The organism is Gemmiger formicilis, assembly GCF_024462815.1.
In the GTDB taxonomy this organism is placed as follows: domain Bacteria; phylum Bacillota; class Clostridia; order Oscillospirales; family Ruminococcaceae; genus Gemmiger.
Genome location: NZ_JANGCG010000006.1, coordinates 61,377 through 76,768, shown reverse-complemented (window position 1 = coordinate 76,768; position 15,392 = coordinate 61,377). Strand labels below are relative to the sequence as shown.

The window sequence follows — 15,392 nt, the reverse complement described above, 5'->3', positions numbered from 1 at the left end:
TTACCGTTCCATGCTGATAAGTCTACGAGCCGCCAGCAGATAGTCGTTATAATCCTTGCCTATGGCCGGGGGCGCGTCCTGTACGATATATCCGCGTTCTGCAAGCTGTTTCGCAACAATTTTTGTGAAGTTTCGTCCGGGGTCGTCACGGTCAAAGCAAAGCGACACGCGCTTTACTTCGGGATGCTGCTGCAAAAAGTAGTCAATCGGCTGATGGTTCAACCCGCCCAGCGCCAAGTAGTGGACGCTACGCCACGGGGAATCGTGTTTGTACTGCCGCAGCGTTGCGCCGGACATGGCATCAATGGGGGCTTCGTAGATTTCCACGGTATCGCAGTTTTCTGATTCGGCGGGAATCAGAAAGCCATACTGTTTTTGGCTGCCCGCGACATCTCCGCGAAAGCTGCCTTGACAGCCGCGCTGAAAAGCAGAGCGCGGTACGCCGTTTTCATCTTTGCCCACAAAAACGCAGTTGCGGTAGTTGCCGCGCGTAGTTTGGTATAGGATTCCACTACCCACACAGTAGCGCAGCACTTTCGGGCTGATGCCACGGTGCATCAGATAGGCCGTTGCAGCTTCGGTGTTCCTGTCCGCAGGCGGCAGCACAAAGGGGCGGGATGTCTGCTGCTGCACAGGTGCTGCCTTAGCCGTCTGAACAGAGACCGGCATCGGTGTCATTTCGTTCAGCAACCGTACCGCTGAGACAAAATCCATGCCCTCGACCTTTACCAGATAGTCGAGTGCATTGTTGCCACCCTTGCTCTGCGAAAACCAGTGAAACAGCCCATTTGCGGGCGTGATAACAAGGCTGCTGTGCGTCTTGGTGCAATACTCCTTGTCCGTTTTGCGAACCAGCTCGCCGGGGTGGTAGGTTTCGAGATACTGCATTACGCTGATGCGCCTTGCCGCTTCGATGTTTTTCTGATATTTACCCATGATAACCTCCGATTTTTGAAATTAAAAAAGCACCTTGCCTGTGGACAGGTAAGATGCTTATAAGAGCCGATATTCTCTTTTTCAGTTGGCTGTTTCTTCAGCCAGCTGGAGAGGGGGTGTGGGGGAGAGGAACGCGCCGCGCCCTATTCCTATAAAAAGATATAGTTTCCCCTTGGATAGTTTTGACAAGTGTAACAAAGTGGCAGAATGACAGTTTTTGAATAATAGCGGGTCGCCAAACCGTTAGATAGTAGAAAAATGTCCGCTATTGGGTACTGCCGTTTTTTATGTGCTTTTATTTTCCGAATGCAATAGTTTTTGGTCTGCCATTTTTGAAAGATTGTCCACAATGTAAGAACAATTTTCGATTCCGTTGGGTCTGCCAGCTTTTCAATCGAGAGTGCGTTCGAAAATTGAAAATTATGCCGTAACACGGCATCTTTTCGTTGAAGAAGAGCAGAAAATAAGTTCCTTGAAATTCCTAAAAACACCGCATATTTCCGCTCATTTGGGGCGACTCAAAATCCGTTGGTGGTGACACCGTATGGGTTCGACCCCCATCACCGGCATAAAAATAAGTTCCCCAGCCGGGATACAGCTGGGGGACTTATTTTTATTTCCCAGTGTTGAGGGGTCGAACAGCCCGTTCCCGCCGCAGCGGGACGCAAATCAGCCCAGTGGGCTGTTTGCGAGGGCGCGGGAGACCCCCACCACCGGCATTTCCTATACCTAAGCCATTTTTCGTAATGAATTCATTTGAATTTATTCTGATTTTTGACTTGTCCATCGACGAATTATATGGTATAATACCTGTTAATAAGTTCATAAGCAAACCCGGCGCAAGCCGGCGACGCAAAGCTATAGGGACCCATTGGGTCAGCCAGTTGCCAGCAAGAAATTGTTGCTTTTTCTGTCATCAGTAGCTTTGTGTTCTTTTTTGAAAACATGGGTTGACAAGGGTGAATGCACAGCGATATACTGACCACAGAACAGAGCGGAGCAGAGCAACTATAATGCTCTGCCGTTTTCAGTTGCCCGCAAATATTGTTTTATAAGGTTAGATAACGCTTTCAGGTATGGGTTCGCCATACCTTGAAAGCGTTGTTTGCTTTTTTAGGCGCCATACATAGAATATAAACATAGAGGGGATCGTACTATGAATCTTATAAAGCGAGCCGGTGTTTACAGGCAGCTGGCCATTCTGACAGCGATGCTGATTCTAACGGCGCTGCTGTCTTTCCCGGCGCGTGCGGAAGAGGCGGAAAGCCAGCATGAGCACGTGCGCGTTGGCTTTTTTGCGATGGACGGCTATCACATGATGGATGAGGATGGAAACCGCAGCGGTTACGGCTATGATTTCCTCCGCCTGATGGCGCGCTATTGGGATGCAGACTATGAGTACATCGGCTATGACAAAAGCTGGGAGGATATGCAGCAGATGCTGCTGAACGGCGAGATCGACATGGTCACTTCTGCCAGCAAAACGCCTGACCGCGAAAAATTGTTTGATTTTTCCCGTCCCATCGGAACCAGCAACGATATCCTGACGATCCGCGGCGATAATACTGCTATCGTTGAGGGGCAATACAGTACCTACAATGGGATGCGTGTTGCACTCCTGAACGGAAACTCCCGGAATATTGAATTTGCAGAGTATGCACAGACCAAAGGCTTTACCTACACATCGGTTTATTTCGATTCGACTGAGGAGATGGCAGCGGCCCTTCAGAACGGAACGGTCGATGCCATTGTCACCAGTTCCCTGCGCAGGATAAACAACGAGCGCATCCTTGAAAAATTCGGCAGCAGTGATTTTTATGTGATCGTCAAAAAAGGAAATACCGAGCTTCTGAACCAGGTAAATTATGCAATCGATCAGATGAACGCCGCCGAGGGCAACTGGAAAACGACCCTCTATAACAAAAATCACGAAAGCACCGATGCCAAAAATCTGGAGTATACGGAAGAAGAAAATCGCATCATCGCCCAATATTCCAAGGACAATCCCCTTCACATCCTGTGCGACCCGACCCGGTATCCCTATTCTTATACAGAAGATGGCAAGGTAAAGGGCATTCTCCCGGACTATTTCCGGAAGATAGCGGACTATGCCGGGCTTTCCTATGAATTTCTTGTCCCCGCAACCAGAGATGAATATATCGCGTATCAAAGCGATAAGACCGCGGTAGACATCAGCATTGATGCACGATTGGATACGGACAATTACGCAGAAACCAAAGAATGGGGATTGACCGCACCCTATATCACGATGCGCATGGCAAGGGTGACGCGGAAAGATTTTGACGGGAACATCCATGTCGTCGCCACGGTCAATCAGACCGCGGCCCAGTCGATTGCAGATGCAGTGGCACCCGGTGCGGAAAAACTGATGTGCAGTACCCGTCAGGAGATGATGGAAGCTGTCCGTGACGGCAAGGCGGATGCAGCGTTTGTCTACTATTATATGGCGCAGGCGTTTGTCAACGGCGACACGACAGGCACCATGACCTACACGCTGCTGGAACAGCCCACCTTCAGCTACCGCATGGTGGTTTCCTCCAAGGAAAATCACGCGCTGGCAGGTATCCTGACAAAGGCAATGTACGCGATGCCGGAGAATCTTGTCGAGGATCTTGCGGTGCAGTACACCACATATAAAGCGACAAATCTGACCTTTGCAGATATGCTCCGCCTGCATCCGGCTGCGGCTTTCCTTATCATCGTATTTATCTCATGTATGGCGGTCACGCTGATTATTATTATGAGCCGTTTGCAGACGCGCAGAGAATTACAGCTTGCCGCCCAGCAGAAAGCAGAAGAAATGACCGCCCTTGCAGAGCAGGCGCAAGCCGCCAGCAAAGCAAAAAGTGTCTTTCTTTCCAATATGTCCCACGATATCCGTACCCCGATGAATGCCATCATCGGCTTTACGAATATCGCGTTGCATCAGGATTCTGTACCCGAAATCCACAACTGCCTGAAAAAAATCGAGGACAGCTCGGATCATCTGCTGTCCCTGTTGAATGATATACTGGATTTGAGCCGCATCGAAAGCGGAAAGGTGGAATTCTCCCCGGTTCCGGCGGATATCACCGCCGTTACGGATAGTGCAGTTGAAATCATAAACGGTACCCTTCTGAACCGGAGCCTGAACTTTGAGGTACACCGTGAACCGATGGAAAATCCCTATGTCATGACGGAGCCTGTCCGCATCCGGGAGATTCTGGTCAACATCCTGAACAACGCCGTAAAATTCACCAATGACGGCGGTACGATCCGTCTGGATGTGAGCAACCGTCCGGGAGCTGATGCACAGCACAGAGTGGTTTGCTATCGAGTTCAGGATACCGGTGTCGGTATGAGCGAGGAATTTCTGACAAAGCTCTTTGACGAATTTGAACAGGAGAAAAACGACGCAAGAACGCAGTATAAAGGCACAGGTCTGGGTATGCCCATCGCAAAGAGATATGTAGAATTGATGGGCGGAACCATTGCGGTGGAAAGCAAAAAGGGAGTCGGCACGACCTTTACCGTGGAAATCCCCATGGAGCTGACAAGCTCTGAAAAGGTCGAAGAAACAAAGAAGCCGGCAAAGCACAAAAGCCTGAAAGGGGTCAAGGTGCTTCTGGCAGAGGATAACGATTTGAACGCCGAGCTTGCCACGATACTGTTAGAGGATTCGGGGATGATTGTAACCCATGCGGCGGACGGGCAGGAGGTTGTCGACCTGTTTGCCAATCACCCGGCGGGTACCTATGATATTATCCTGATGGACATTATGATGCCGAAAATGGACGGACTGCAGGCAGCAAAAGCCATCCGCGCCATGCAGGCGGAACGCCCGGATGCAGAAGAAATCCCCATCATTGCACTGTCGGCCAACGCTTTTGCGGAGGATGTGCAGACCTCTCTGGATGCGGGCATGAACGGTCATATTTCCAAGCCTCTTAATGTGGCAGAGGCAGCCAAAGTCATTGCGAGAAATCTGAATAAGTCATGACAGCTTTTTGCAAATCAAGACAGCGGAGGTATCCTTACCGCCGTTTGCTGCTTGCCGCTGGTTGTCGCTTCCGGGTAACACAAAAGCGCCGTATTGCTACGGCGCTTTTGTCTTGCTCGGAAGATAGAGCGAATAGGTTGCTGTTCAGTTATCTGTTGTGCTTTTTCTTGCCGGCAACAACGGCTGTTCCAATGGCTGCACTACCGCTGACCAGCATAAGGACAACCAACAGAGCAGGGTTGCTTGTGTCGCCGGTCTGCGGAATGATGCTCTGAGGCGCGGTTGTCACAGCGGGAGTCGGCGCGGGCGTTGCGGCAGGTGTCGGTGTGGTCTTGCCAGCGTCCTTGTACTGCAAGGCTGCAATGGCATCTTCGATAGCTTTTACCATAGCATCCACTTCGCTCTGCTCGGTAATGTTTTTACCACGGACAACGGCATTGACAGCGGCCTCCACAGCGGAGAAGTCCTTGTAGTTGGCCTTGTTCAGTGCATTTGCCTTGGCAATGGCTGCATCGACCTTGGTGTAGTCAGCATCCTTGTACTGCAGGGCGATAATGGCATCTTCAATAGCCTTCGCCATTGTATCCACTTCGCCCTGTTCAGTGATATTCTTGTCACGGACAACAGCATTGACGGCGGTTTCCACGCCGGTGAAGTCCTTGTAGTTGTCCTTGTTCAGTGCCTTTGCCTTGGCGATGGCTTCGTCGACCTTAGTGTAGTTGGCAGGCAAATAAGTCATTGCAATGGTCTGCGTATGCGTTGCTGTATCAGCCGTAATCGTAATATCGGAATTGAAATCCTCGCAATTATCTGCGCTGACTTCGACAGTATAAGTACCCGCTTCCAAATCAACAGGGTTTGCTACTTCCTGACCATTCACTTTAATGGCTACATTCGCCAACTCGGCAGGCGTTACAACAAAAGAAACTGCATATTTCGGTGCTGGCAAAGCCGGGAAACCATCCGAATTAAGCCGATAATTGCCACCGGCAGCATTGATTTCCTTATAGAAATCCTCGGTTTTCATATAGTCAAGGGTCTTTGCTGTACCTGCATCTGTATACTTACTGCAAGCAGTAGCATTTTCTGTTTCAATGAAATAATTGTTTTCAAAAACTGGTGTATTAGAAGAAACACCGCCTGCAATACCGCCTAAACGCGTATAAGGTTTAGTGGCAGTATATTGAGACAAATCCACTTCCCCGGCGAAATAGCAATGTCTGATTTCTGTACCTGCACCAACTGTGCCTGCAATGCCGCCGAAATCCCTATCTCCCTTGCCAAGAGGGACCATTTTCCCGGTGGAATAACAATTTATGACCTTTGAGTTCTGAATCAACTGCCCAACAATTCCGCCGGTACAGGGTGTCCAAGAGGTCATAGCGCCTGTATTGGCGCAATACTGTACGGTACTGTTTTGAGCAATACCTACGATACCGCTCATCTGAAAAGAAGTTACATCCTTCGTTATTGAAAAATTCCCCTTGTTTTGGCAGTGTTCAATCGTGCTATCTATCGCATATCCGCACATAGCCAAAGTACCGTTTATATATTTATCTGTATCCGTGAACGATACATCCGAAACGCAGTCAGAAATTTTGCTGCCTGCTGCAACGCCCGCCACCGTTCCAAAATAGACATACTCTGAATTGGCCACATCCAGCTTGCCTTGAATTGTCAAACCGGAAATTTCAGCGCCGTAAACCTCACTGAAAAATCCAAAAGACGGATACTCTGTCTTTCCATAGTTTTCGGAAAAATCTAAATTGGAAATCGTATGTCCGTTTCCGTAAAATTTGCCGCTGAAGTAATGCTGCAGAGTTCCATCAGCAGCAAATACGCTGCCAATCGGTTTCCACGCAACACCTGTTAAATCCAAATCTGCATCAAGCGATACAACCGCATCTGTTTTATCGTCATATTCGCCATTGTCCACAGCTTTTGCAAATTGCAAAAGCTCATCTACTGTTGTGATTGAGATTTTGTCGGGTCCCTCAGCAAACGCTGCCATTGGCACGAAAGTCATAACAAGGCAAAGCGTTAGCAGGAAGCTAAGAACTTTTTTCTTCATTTTCATTCCTCCTGTGTGTCTAAGTCATTAAAAATTGTTGCCGCAGTAAGTGTACCGATAAAATAGATTGAAGCATTCGCAACACCTGACATTTAGGCGTAAAGTTTCAACAGTGTTCCCCCTTCCCACAAAAGAAAAAATCCGAAAGCAGGGCATAGTTCACCCTGCTTCCGGATTTTACACAATAATTTAATGTAATAGAGCTTGACACACTGAAAAAAAGGCGCAATACTACTGCCGAGCCGAGCCGAGCCGAGCCGAGCCGAGCCGAGCCGAGCCGAGCCGAGCCATTTTCGCACCTTTGCGTATCATTGTCAAGCCCTCCTTCCATAATTTCTAAAGCAAAAAAGGATATAAATCCCTCTGCCCCATAAATATACAACGGTATCATAGCAGATTTTCCCAAAAATCTCAAGTGTTTTTCAAAATATTACTCTCCGTTTTTACATTTTTTGAAAAAAGCTATTGACAAGCCCTACCAACATTGCTATAATAATTAGCGTCGTCTGACACAGACGCAAAGTTATTGCCCCATAGCTCAGTTGGTTAGAGCACCTGACTGTTAATCAGGGTGTCGTCCGTTCAAGTCGGACTGGGGCAGCCAACAAAAAAATCACCGACCATCTCGGTGATTTTTTTATGCGGCCGTAGCTCATCTGGTAGAGCGCCACCTTGCCAAGGTGGAGGTAGCGAGTTCGAGCCTCGTCGGCCGCTCCATTTCAGAATCGGTTGAAGCAAGCGCTTCAGCCGATTTTTTTGTGCGCCCCTGCCCGCACAAAATTTCGATTTTTTCGGTTTTCTCTATTGACAACCGGCCCGGATGCCGCTATAATAATAAAGTCGCCTGACGGCAGACAAATTGAATATTGCCCCATAGCTCAGTTGGTTAGAGCACCTGACTGTTAATCAGGGTGTCGTCCGTTCAAGTCGGACTGGGGCAGCCATCAAGGCTTGAAGCAATCGCTTCAAGCCTTTTTGTTTTGCTGCCACTCGCCCGAAAATTGGCCTTTTTTACCGTTCTGTGCCACTTTCTTGCAGTTTCCTCTTGCAATCCCTATAAAAATAGTATAGTATAGTTCGGTAGAGCAAAACTATCCGGGGGGACACTTGTGCCCATATCCCGGTTTATACCACTTGGAGGTGTTTTTTCCATGAGCAGCCCGCTGCTGGAAGTCAAAGATTTACAGGTCGTTGTCGGTGAGGAAAACAAGGTTCTTCTCGACGGCTTGAACCTTACCGTAAATGCCGGCGAGACCCACGTTCTGATGGGCCACAACGGTGCCGGCAAGTCCACCCTGATGAGCGCCCTGATGGGCGATCCCCGCTACACCGTCACCCGCGGCCAGATTATCTTCCGCGGGCAGGATATCACCCACGAGACCGCGGACGTCCGCGCCCGCGCCGGTATGTTCCTGTCTTTCCAGACGCCGGAGGAAATTCCCGGCATCACGCTGGAGAGCTTCCTGCGCACGGCGGCCGGCGCTGTGACCGGCAAGCCGGTCAAGGTCATGAAGTTCCGCCATGAGATGGCCGCCCAGATGGAGGCCCTGAACATGGACCCGTCCTACGCCGACCGTTATCTGAACGTTGGCTTCTCCGGCGGTGAGAAGAAGAAGGCCGAGATTCTGCAGCTGCTCATGCTCAAGCCCGCGCTGGCCCTGCTGGATGAGACTGACTCCGGCCTTGACGTCGACGCCGTCAAGACGGTGGCCAGCGGCATCAAGGCCTATCACAACGCGGACAATGCCCTCATCATCATCACCCACAACGCCAAGATTCTGGAGGGCCTGCAGGTCGATTACGTCCATGTGCTGGACGATGCCCGCATTGTGCGCACCGGTGACGGCAGCCTGGTCAATGAGATTATTGAGGAAGGCTTCACCGCCCTGAAGGAGGACGAAGCAAAATGAGAGCCTTCGAGACTGAAAAGACCGAGGTAGCTGAGGTTGACCGCAGTGTCTATGACATCAAGGACAAGGTCAACGCGGCATTTGAGGTCAATTCCGGCCTGACGGCAGAAATCGTCGAGAAGATTTCCGAGGAAAAGCACGACCCCGAGTGGATGCGTGAATTCCGCCTGAAGGCGCTGGACACCTATAATAAAATGTCCATTCCCAACTGGGGTCCGTCCCTGACCGGGCTGGATATGAGCAACATCGTCACCTATGTGCGCCCCAACACCGAGATGCGCGGCAAGTGGAGCGAGGTTCCCGATGACATCAAGAACACCTTTGAGCGTCTGGGCATCCCGCAGGCCGAGCGTTCCAGCCTGGCCGGTGTCGGCGCACAGTATGACTCCGAGGTCGTCTACCACAACGTCAAGGAGGAGGTCGCCGCGCAGGGTGTTGTCTACACCGATATGGAAAGCGCACTGACCGGCCCCTACGCCGATATGGTGAAGGAGCACTTTATGAAGTGCGTGCCCCCCACCGACCACAAGTTTGCGGCGCTGCACGGCGCTGTGTGGAGCGGCGGTTCCTTCGTCTACGTCCCCGCGGGCGTACACGTGGATATTCCGCTGCAGTCCTATTTCCGCCTGAACGCACCCGGCGCGGGGCAGTTCGAGCACACCCTGATTATTGTGGACAAGGGCGCGTATCTGCACTTCATCGAGGGCTGCTCCGCCCCGAAGTACAACGTGGCCAACCTGCACGCGGGCTGCGTGGAGATTTTCGTCGGCGAGGGTGCCCGTGTGCGGTACTCGACGATTGAGAACTGGTCCAAGAATATGTACAACTTGAACACCAAGCGCGCCAAGGTGGAAAAGGGCGGCACGATTGAGTGGGTTTCCGGCTCGTTCGGCTCCCACACCGGTTGCCTGTACCCGATGAGCGTCCTGCAGGGCGAGGGCGCCCGCATGGAGTTCACCGGCATCACCTTTGCGGGTGCCGGGCAGGATCTGGACACCGGCGCCAAGGTTGTCCACGCTGCACCGAACACCACCAGCCATATCTCCACCAAGAGCATTGCCCGCGACGGCGGCGTTTCCAACTTCCGCTCTTCTGTTGTGGTGCTGCCGAACGCCAAGGGCAGCAAATCCAGCGTGAGCTGCGAATCGCTGATGCTGGACGACCGCAGCCGTTCCGACACGATTCCCGCCATGGACATCCGCTGTGACGCAGTGGACGTCGGGCATGAGGCCAAGATTGGCCGCATCAGTGAGGAGGCCATCTTCTACCTGATGAGCCGCGGTATGACTGAGGAGGACGCCCGCGCCCTGATCGTCGGCGGCTTTGCCGAGCCCATCGCCAAGGAGCTGCCGCTGGAATACGCGGTTGAGATGAACAACCTGATCCATCTGGAGATGAAGGGAAGCATCGGCTGACGCTGCCGCGTCAGAAATAATAAATAAAAAATAAGAAATAATAAATCCTTGCCAATACCCTCACGTCAAAAATTCGTTTTCGACCGCAGGGAGAAAACTCCACCATTTTTATTATTTATTATTTATTATTTCTTATTTGCCTATCTGCCAGTAATATTGATTACCAATAGTTAAAATAATAGGTGATTATTGCTTATGAATTCTACCATGAACCGCCTGCCGGTTTCCACCTGGAACCCGCTGGGCGTGAACTATGCACCGGCGTCCGCGGCGCTGCCCGGTGTGCCCGCCGGGGGCTGGGCCAAGGCCGCCGCGCTCTCCCCTGCCCTGCCTGCAGGCGTGATTGCCCCCACCGAGGCTGACTTTGCCCATTTTGCGGAAAGCGGCATGGGCACCGAGGCCGACAGCTGGCTGGCTGAGAACGCCAACCTTGTGAACCATCTGGCCGTCAGCGGCACCGCCGATGCGCCGGTTGTCTTTGAAACGAAGCTGGATGCCGACCATCCCCACGCTTTGACCTATCTGACGGTGGACGCTGCCGCAGGCAGCAGCCTGACCGTGGTGCAGGTTGTGCGCGGCGATGCCGAGAACGGCGTTTCCGCCAACCTGACCCGCATCCGTGCGGCGGAAAACGCCCATGTGATTCTGGTGCAGGTGCAGCTGCTGGGCAATCAAGCCCGCCGCTGGAACGCCGTTGCGATTGAGGAGGCCACCTCCGCCCGCGTGGAGCAGGTCCGCATTGAGCTGGGCGGCGCTGTGACCGCCTGCGGCACCCGCGCCGTGTTGGACCACAACAAGTGCGAGTACGATCTGGACGCCGTCTACTTTGGCTCCGGCAGCGATGTGCTGGACTTCAATGATGTTTCCGTCCACACCGGCAAGGACACCCTGTGCGAGATGCACACCGCCGGTGTGCTGACCGGCCACGCCAGCAAAATTCTGCGCGGCACGGTGGATTTTCAGCGCGGTGCCAAGCGCGGTGTCGGCCATGAGAGCGAGGACGTGCTGCTGTTCAGCCCCAACGCCCGCAACCGCACAGCACCCCTCATCCTCTGCGGTGAGGAGGAGGTCGAGGGCCAGCACGCCGCCTCGGTCGGCCGTCTGGACGAGAACAAGCTCTACTATCTGCGCTCCCGCGGATTGAGCGAGGCGCAGGCCCGCCGCCTGATGGTGGACGCCCGCTTTGCCCCGGCCATCGACAAGATTCCGCTGGCGGACTTGCAGGACGAGGTACGTGAAAATGTTGCAGGGAGGCTGAACGATGAACTGGACGGCTGATTTTCCCATTCTGGCCGCAGACGAAAACGGCAAGCGCCTTGTCTATCTGGACAGCGCCGCCACCACCCAGCACCCCACGCAGGTTCTGAACGCGGTGGTCAATTACTATAATAAAGAGAACGCAAACCCCCACCGCGGCGTCTATGAGCTGGCTATGCGCGCCACCGATGCCCACGAGGGGGCCCGCCACACCGTGGCGCAGTTCTTCAACGCCGAGGACGATGAAATCGTCTTTACCCAGAACACGACCGAGAGCCTGAACCTGGTTGCCTACAGCTACGGTATGAACTTTCTTCACGAGGGTGACGAAATCGTCATTTCCGTGGCGGAGCACCACTCCAATATGGTGCCGTGGCAGCGCGTGGCCAAGGCCACCGGCGCAAAGCTGGTCTATATGTACCCCGGCGAGAACGGCCGCCTGACCACCGAGGAGCTCGACAAGAAAATCACTTCCAAGACAAAAGTTGTCGCGGTGGCGATGGTCTCCAATGTGCTGGGCCTGCGTGCCCCCATGGAGGAGATCGTCAAACGCGCCCACGCCGTAGGCGCTGTGGTGGTGCTGGATTGCGCCCAGAGCGCACCCCACACCCCGGTGGACGTGAAGAAGCTGGATGTGGATTTTGCGGCCTGCTCCGCCCACAAGCTGTATGCTCCGATGGGCGTCGGCGCGCTGTACGCCCGCGCCGAACTGCTGGAAAAAATGCCCCCGTTCCTGAGCGGCGGCGATATGATTGCCGCTGTGCATGAGAGCGGTGCCACCTGGGCCGACGGCCCCCGCAAGTTCGAGGCCGGCACCCGCAACGTCGGCGGCGAGGTCGGCTTTGCCGCCGCCATCGACTACATGAAGGGCATCGGCTGGCAGGCCATGGAGGAGCACGAGCACATGCTGCTTGACCGTATGCTGGCCGGTATGCGCGCCATGCCGTGGCTGACCGTCTATGGTGAGCCGGTGGCTGAGGGCCGCTACGGCGTTGTCAGCTTCAATGTCAACGAGGTGCACCCCCACGATGTAGCAACCATTCTGGACGCGGGCGGCGTGGCCGTGCGCGCCGGACATCACTGCGCCCAGCCCCTGATGGAGTACCTGGGCATCGGCAGCTGCTGCCGCGCCAGTGTGGCGATTTACAACACGCCCGAGGACGTGGACGCCCTGCTGGAAAATCTTGAAAATGTCAGAAAGGTGATGGGCCTGTGAACCTGAACGAACTGTATACCCAGATCATTACCGAGAACAGCCGCAGCAAGGAGAACCGACACCCCGTGGAGTGCGCCACCCACAGTCTGGAGGGCGTCAACCCCAGCTGCGGTGACGATATCACCCTGCAGCTCCGCGTGAAGGACGGCAAAATTGAGGACGCCGGTTTCATCGGCAGCGGCTGTGCGATTTCGCAGGCGTCTGCCTCCCTGATGATTGACCTTGTGAAGGGCCGCACCGTGGAGGACGCCCACCGCTTAATCAGCCTGTATTTCCAGATGATTAAAGGCAAAATCACGCCCGAGGAGCTGGACGACCTGGAGGACGTGGCTGCCCTGCAGGGCATCGCCCATGTGCCCGCCCGCGTCAAGTGCGCCGTGCTGGCATGGCACACGCTGGAGGAAGCGCTGGACGGCGAGGGCAAGACCGACAAGGTGACGACGGAAGATAAAGCGTAAAACCGTTTATATGAGGCAGAGTTTCAACGCTCTGCCTCATTTTTGTTGAAAGCTGCGCATCCGCCCGCGCAGTTTATCAGCGGCGGCAGCGTTCCCGGGTCGATGCCAAGCATCGACCCCTACAAAATCTTTTACCATTCCGCTTTACCACTTTTCTTTTCCCTGCATCTGTGGTACAATATACAAATATATAAGTAAAATTCTGTCTAATTGTTCTATATACGAAAGGGAATGAACCTATGTGTGGTTTTGTTGGCTTTACCGGTCTGCGTGAACAGCGCGAGGCCATCCTGCACAAAATGGCCGACCGCATCATTCACCGCGGTCCCGATATGGAGGGGTATCACATCAGCGGCGAGGATCCCCGCACCGCCATTGCACTGGGCTTCCGCCGCCTGAGCATCATTGACCTGGCTGCAGGCAAGCAGCCCATGTACAATGAGGATGGCACGGTTGTCTGCGTTTTCAACGGTGAGATTTATAACTTTATGGATTTGCGCACCGAGCTGCAGGCCAAGGGCCACATCTTCAAGACCCACTGCGACACCGAGGTCATCATCCACGGCTATGAGGAGTACGGCACCAAGCTGGCCGGTATGCTGCGCGGTATGTTTGCCTTTGTCGTGTGGGATACCAAGACCAACGAAATGTACGGCGCACGCGATATCTTCGGCATCAAGCCGTTCTACTACACCCAGACCGACGCGGGCGAGCTCTTGTTCGGCAGTGAAATCAAGAGCCTGCTCGAGCACCCGGGCTTCCGCCGCGAGGTCAACGCCGAGGCACTGCGCCCCTACCTGACCTTCCAGTACAGCGCCATGAACGAGACCTTCTTCAAGGGAACCTACAAGCTGCCCCCGGCGCACTGGTTCACCTACAAGGACGGCCAGATGCACATTGAGCGCTACTGGGATGTGGATTTCCGCCACCCCACCACCCTCTCCTATGAGGCCGCGGCCGACCAGATTGATGCCCGCGTGCGCGAGAGTGTTGCCGCCCACCGCATCAGCGATGTCAAGCTGGGCGCTTTCCTGTCCGGCGGCGTGGATTCCAGCTATATCACCGCCTGCCTGATGCCCGATGAGACCTTCTCGGTCGGCTTTGCCAGCCCGGACGGCACCCACAAGTTTGACGAGACCACCGAGGCGGGGGAGCTTTCCCAGAAGCTGGGCATCAAGAACTACCGCGAAATGCTGACCAAGGAGCAGTGCCTGGACGCCTTTGCGGACATCCAGTACCACATGGACGAGCCCCAGTCCAATCCGTCCAGCGTGCCGCTGTATTTTCTCTGCCAGCTGGCCCGCCAGCACGTCACGGTTGTGCTTTCCGGCGAGGGCGCGGACGAAATCTACGCGGGCTATGAGTGGTATGCCGACACCCCGCTGATGCAGAAGTACAAGCACGTGCCCGCCCCGCTGCGCCATCTGGCCAGCGATGTGAGCCAGCAGCTGCCCTACTTCAAGGGGCATGACTTCATCATCAAGGGCAGCGGCCGCCCCGAGGACTGGTTTATCGGGCAGGCACACGTCTTTGAGGAGAAGGACGCCTATGACATTCTGAAGCCGAAGTACCGCGTCGGCCCCACAGCCCGCGAGGTTGCCGCGCCGATTTATGACCGCGTGAAAGACCTGAGCGAGCTGGAAAAGAAGCAGTACCTTGATCTGAACCTCTGGCTGCCCGGCGACATCCTGCTGAAGGCCGACAAGATGAGCATGGCCCACAGTCTGGAGCTGCGCGTGCCCTACCTTGACCGCGAGGTTCTGCGCGAGGCGCAGGCCTACCCCGACAGCTACAAGCTGCGCGGCGACACCAAGGCCGTGCTGCGCACCGCCGCCAACAAGACCCTGCCCGACGCGTGGGCCAACCGCACCAAGAAGGGCTTCCCGGTGCCGATTGCCAAGTGGCTGGAGGACCCGGAGTTTTCCGCCAAGGTGCGCAAGAGCTTTACCAGCGATGTGGCCGCCGAGTATTTCAACCAGGACAAGCTGGTTGCCATGCTGGCCGACCCCAAGCACGAGCGCCGCAAAATCTGGACTGCCTACACCTTCCTGACGTGGCACGAGCAGTTCTTTGAGAAATTTGATGCGTAAGCGGTAAAGCCTTCCCCCAAAAGGGGAAGCCCAAAGCTA

9 protein-coding genes, 3 tRNA genes and 1 riboswitch are annotated in these 15,392 nt (G+C 54.2%); of the genes, 10 read left to right on the top strand and 2 right to left on the bottom strand.

Annotation, left to right across the window (positions count from 1 at the left end):
* The gene (locus NE623_RS06940; RefSeq protein ID WP_256272934.1) at positions 1 to 936 is read right to left on the bottom strand and encodes a DUF3991 domain-containing protein; all 936 of its coding nucleotides are present in this window, start codon (positions 934 to 936) and stop codon (positions 1 to 3) included.
* Positions 937 to 1,753: 817 nt separating this feature from the next.
* Positions 1,754 to 1,828, top strand: a riboswitch (cyclic di-GMP riboswitch).
* A gap of 264 nt (positions 1,829 to 2,092) precedes the next feature.
* On the opposite strand from NE623_RS06940, the gene NE623_RS06935 reads away from it, so the two are divergent.
* Positions 2,093 to 4,936, top strand: coding sequence for a transporter substrate-binding domain-containing protein (locus tag NE623_RS06935; RefSeq protein WP_256272933.1), 2,844 nt, complete (start codon positions 2,093 to 2,095; stop codon positions 4,934 to 4,936).
* 148 nt (positions 4,937 to 5,084) lie between these two features.
* Here the strand turns inward: NE623_RS06935 and NE623_RS06930 are convergent, their stop codons facing one another.
* A complete protein-coding gene (locus NE623_RS06930; RefSeq protein WP_256272932.1) occupies positions 5,085 to 7,007 on the bottom strand; it encodes a GLUG motif-containing protein in 1,923 nt (640 codons plus the stop codon).
* A gap of 527 nt (positions 7,008 to 7,534) precedes the next feature.
* On the opposite strand from NE623_RS06930, the gene NE623_RS06925 reads away from it, so the two are divergent.
* The 9 genes from NE623_RS06925 to asnB all read left to right on the top strand — a co-directional run bounded on the left by NE623_RS06925 (position 7,535) and on the right by asnB (position 15,353).
* A tRNA-Asn gene (locus tag NE623_RS06925) sits at positions 7,535 to 7,611 on the top strand.
* Positions 7,612 to 7,648: 37 nt separating this feature from the next.
* A tRNA-Gly gene (locus NE623_RS06920) sits at positions 7,649 to 7,724 on the top strand.
* A gap of 150 nt (positions 7,725 to 7,874) precedes the next feature.
* Positions 7,875 to 7,951, top strand: a tRNA-Asn gene (locus NE623_RS06915).
* Positions 7,952 to 8,158: 207 nt separating this feature from the next.
* Positions 8,159 to 8,917 carry a Fe-S cluster assembly ATPase SufC gene (gene sufC / locus NE623_RS06910; RefSeq protein WP_256271545.1) on the top strand — a complete coding sequence of 253 codons (759 nt, stop codon included), beginning with the start codon at positions 8,159 to 8,161 and terminating at the stop codon, positions 8,915 to 8,917.
* Positions 8,914 to 10,332 carry a Fe-S cluster assembly protein SufB gene (gene sufB / locus NE623_RS06905; protein WP_256271544.1) on the top strand — a complete coding sequence of 473 codons (1,419 nt, stop codon included), beginning with the start codon at positions 8,914 to 8,916 and terminating at the stop codon, positions 10,330 to 10,332. The genes sufC and sufB overlap by 4 nt, the downstream gene beginning before the upstream one ends.
* A gap of 195 nt (positions 10,333 to 10,527) precedes the next feature.
* On the top strand, positions 10,528 to 11,610 hold the full coding sequence (locus tag NE623_RS06900; RefSeq protein ID WP_256271543.1) for a SufB/SufD family protein: 1,083 nt from the start codon (positions 10,528 to 10,530) through the stop codon (positions 11,608 to 11,610).
* Positions 11,594 to 12,805, top strand: coding sequence for an aminotransferase class V-fold PLP-dependent enzyme (locus NE623_RS06895; protein WP_256271542.1), 1,212 nt, complete (start codon positions 11,594 to 11,596; stop codon positions 12,803 to 12,805). Before NE623_RS06900 ends, NE623_RS06895 begins: the two co-directional genes overlap by 17 nt.
* Positions 12,802 to 13,263, top strand: a complete 462-nt coding sequence (gene sufU, locus NE623_RS06890) for a Fe-S cluster assembly sulfur transfer protein SufU (RefSeq protein ID WP_256271541.1) — start codon at positions 12,802 to 12,804, stop codon at positions 13,261 to 13,263. The genes NE623_RS06895 and sufU overlap by 4 nt, the downstream gene beginning before the upstream one ends.
* A 239-nt stretch (positions 13,264 to 13,502) precedes the next feature.
* A complete protein-coding gene (asnB, locus tag NE623_RS06885; protein ID WP_256271540.1) occupies positions 13,503 to 15,353 on the top strand; it encodes an asparagine synthase (glutamine-hydrolyzing) in 1,851 nt (616 codons plus the stop codon).
* The last annotated feature ends 39 nt before the right edge of the window (positions 15,354 to 15,392 follow it).

Bases quoted from the DNA above. Each gene is read 5' to 3' on its own strand.
- NE623_RS06940 (WP_256272934.1), bottom strand. From the start codon at position 936: ATGGGTAAATATCAGAAAAACATCGAAGCGGCAAGGCGCATCAGCGTA.
- NE623_RS06935 (WP_256272933.1), top strand. From the start codon at position 2,093: ATGAATCTTATAAAGCGAGCCGGTGTTTACAGGCAGCTGGCCATTCTG.
- NE623_RS06930 (WP_256272932.1), bottom strand. From the start codon at position 7,007: ATGAAGAAAAAAGTTCTTAGCTTCCTGCTAACGCTTTGCCTTGTTATG.
- sufC (WP_256271545.1), top strand. From the start codon at position 8,159: ATGAGCAGCCCGCTGCTGGAAGTCAAAGATTTACAGGTCGTTGTCGGT.
- sufB (WP_256271544.1), top strand. From the start codon at position 8,914: ATGAGAGCCTTCGAGACTGAAAAGACCGAGGTAGCTGAGGTTGACCGC.
- NE623_RS06900 (WP_256271543.1), top strand. From the start codon at position 10,528: ATGAATTCTACCATGAACCGCCTGCCGGTTTCCACCTGGAACCCGCTG.
- NE623_RS06895 (WP_256271542.1), top strand. From the start codon at position 11,594: ATGAACTGGACGGCTGATTTTCCCATTCTGGCCGCAGACGAAAACGGC.
- asnB (WP_256271540.1), top strand. From the start codon at position 13,503: ATGTGTGGTTTTGTTGGCTTTACCGGTCTGCGTGAACAGCGCGAGGCC.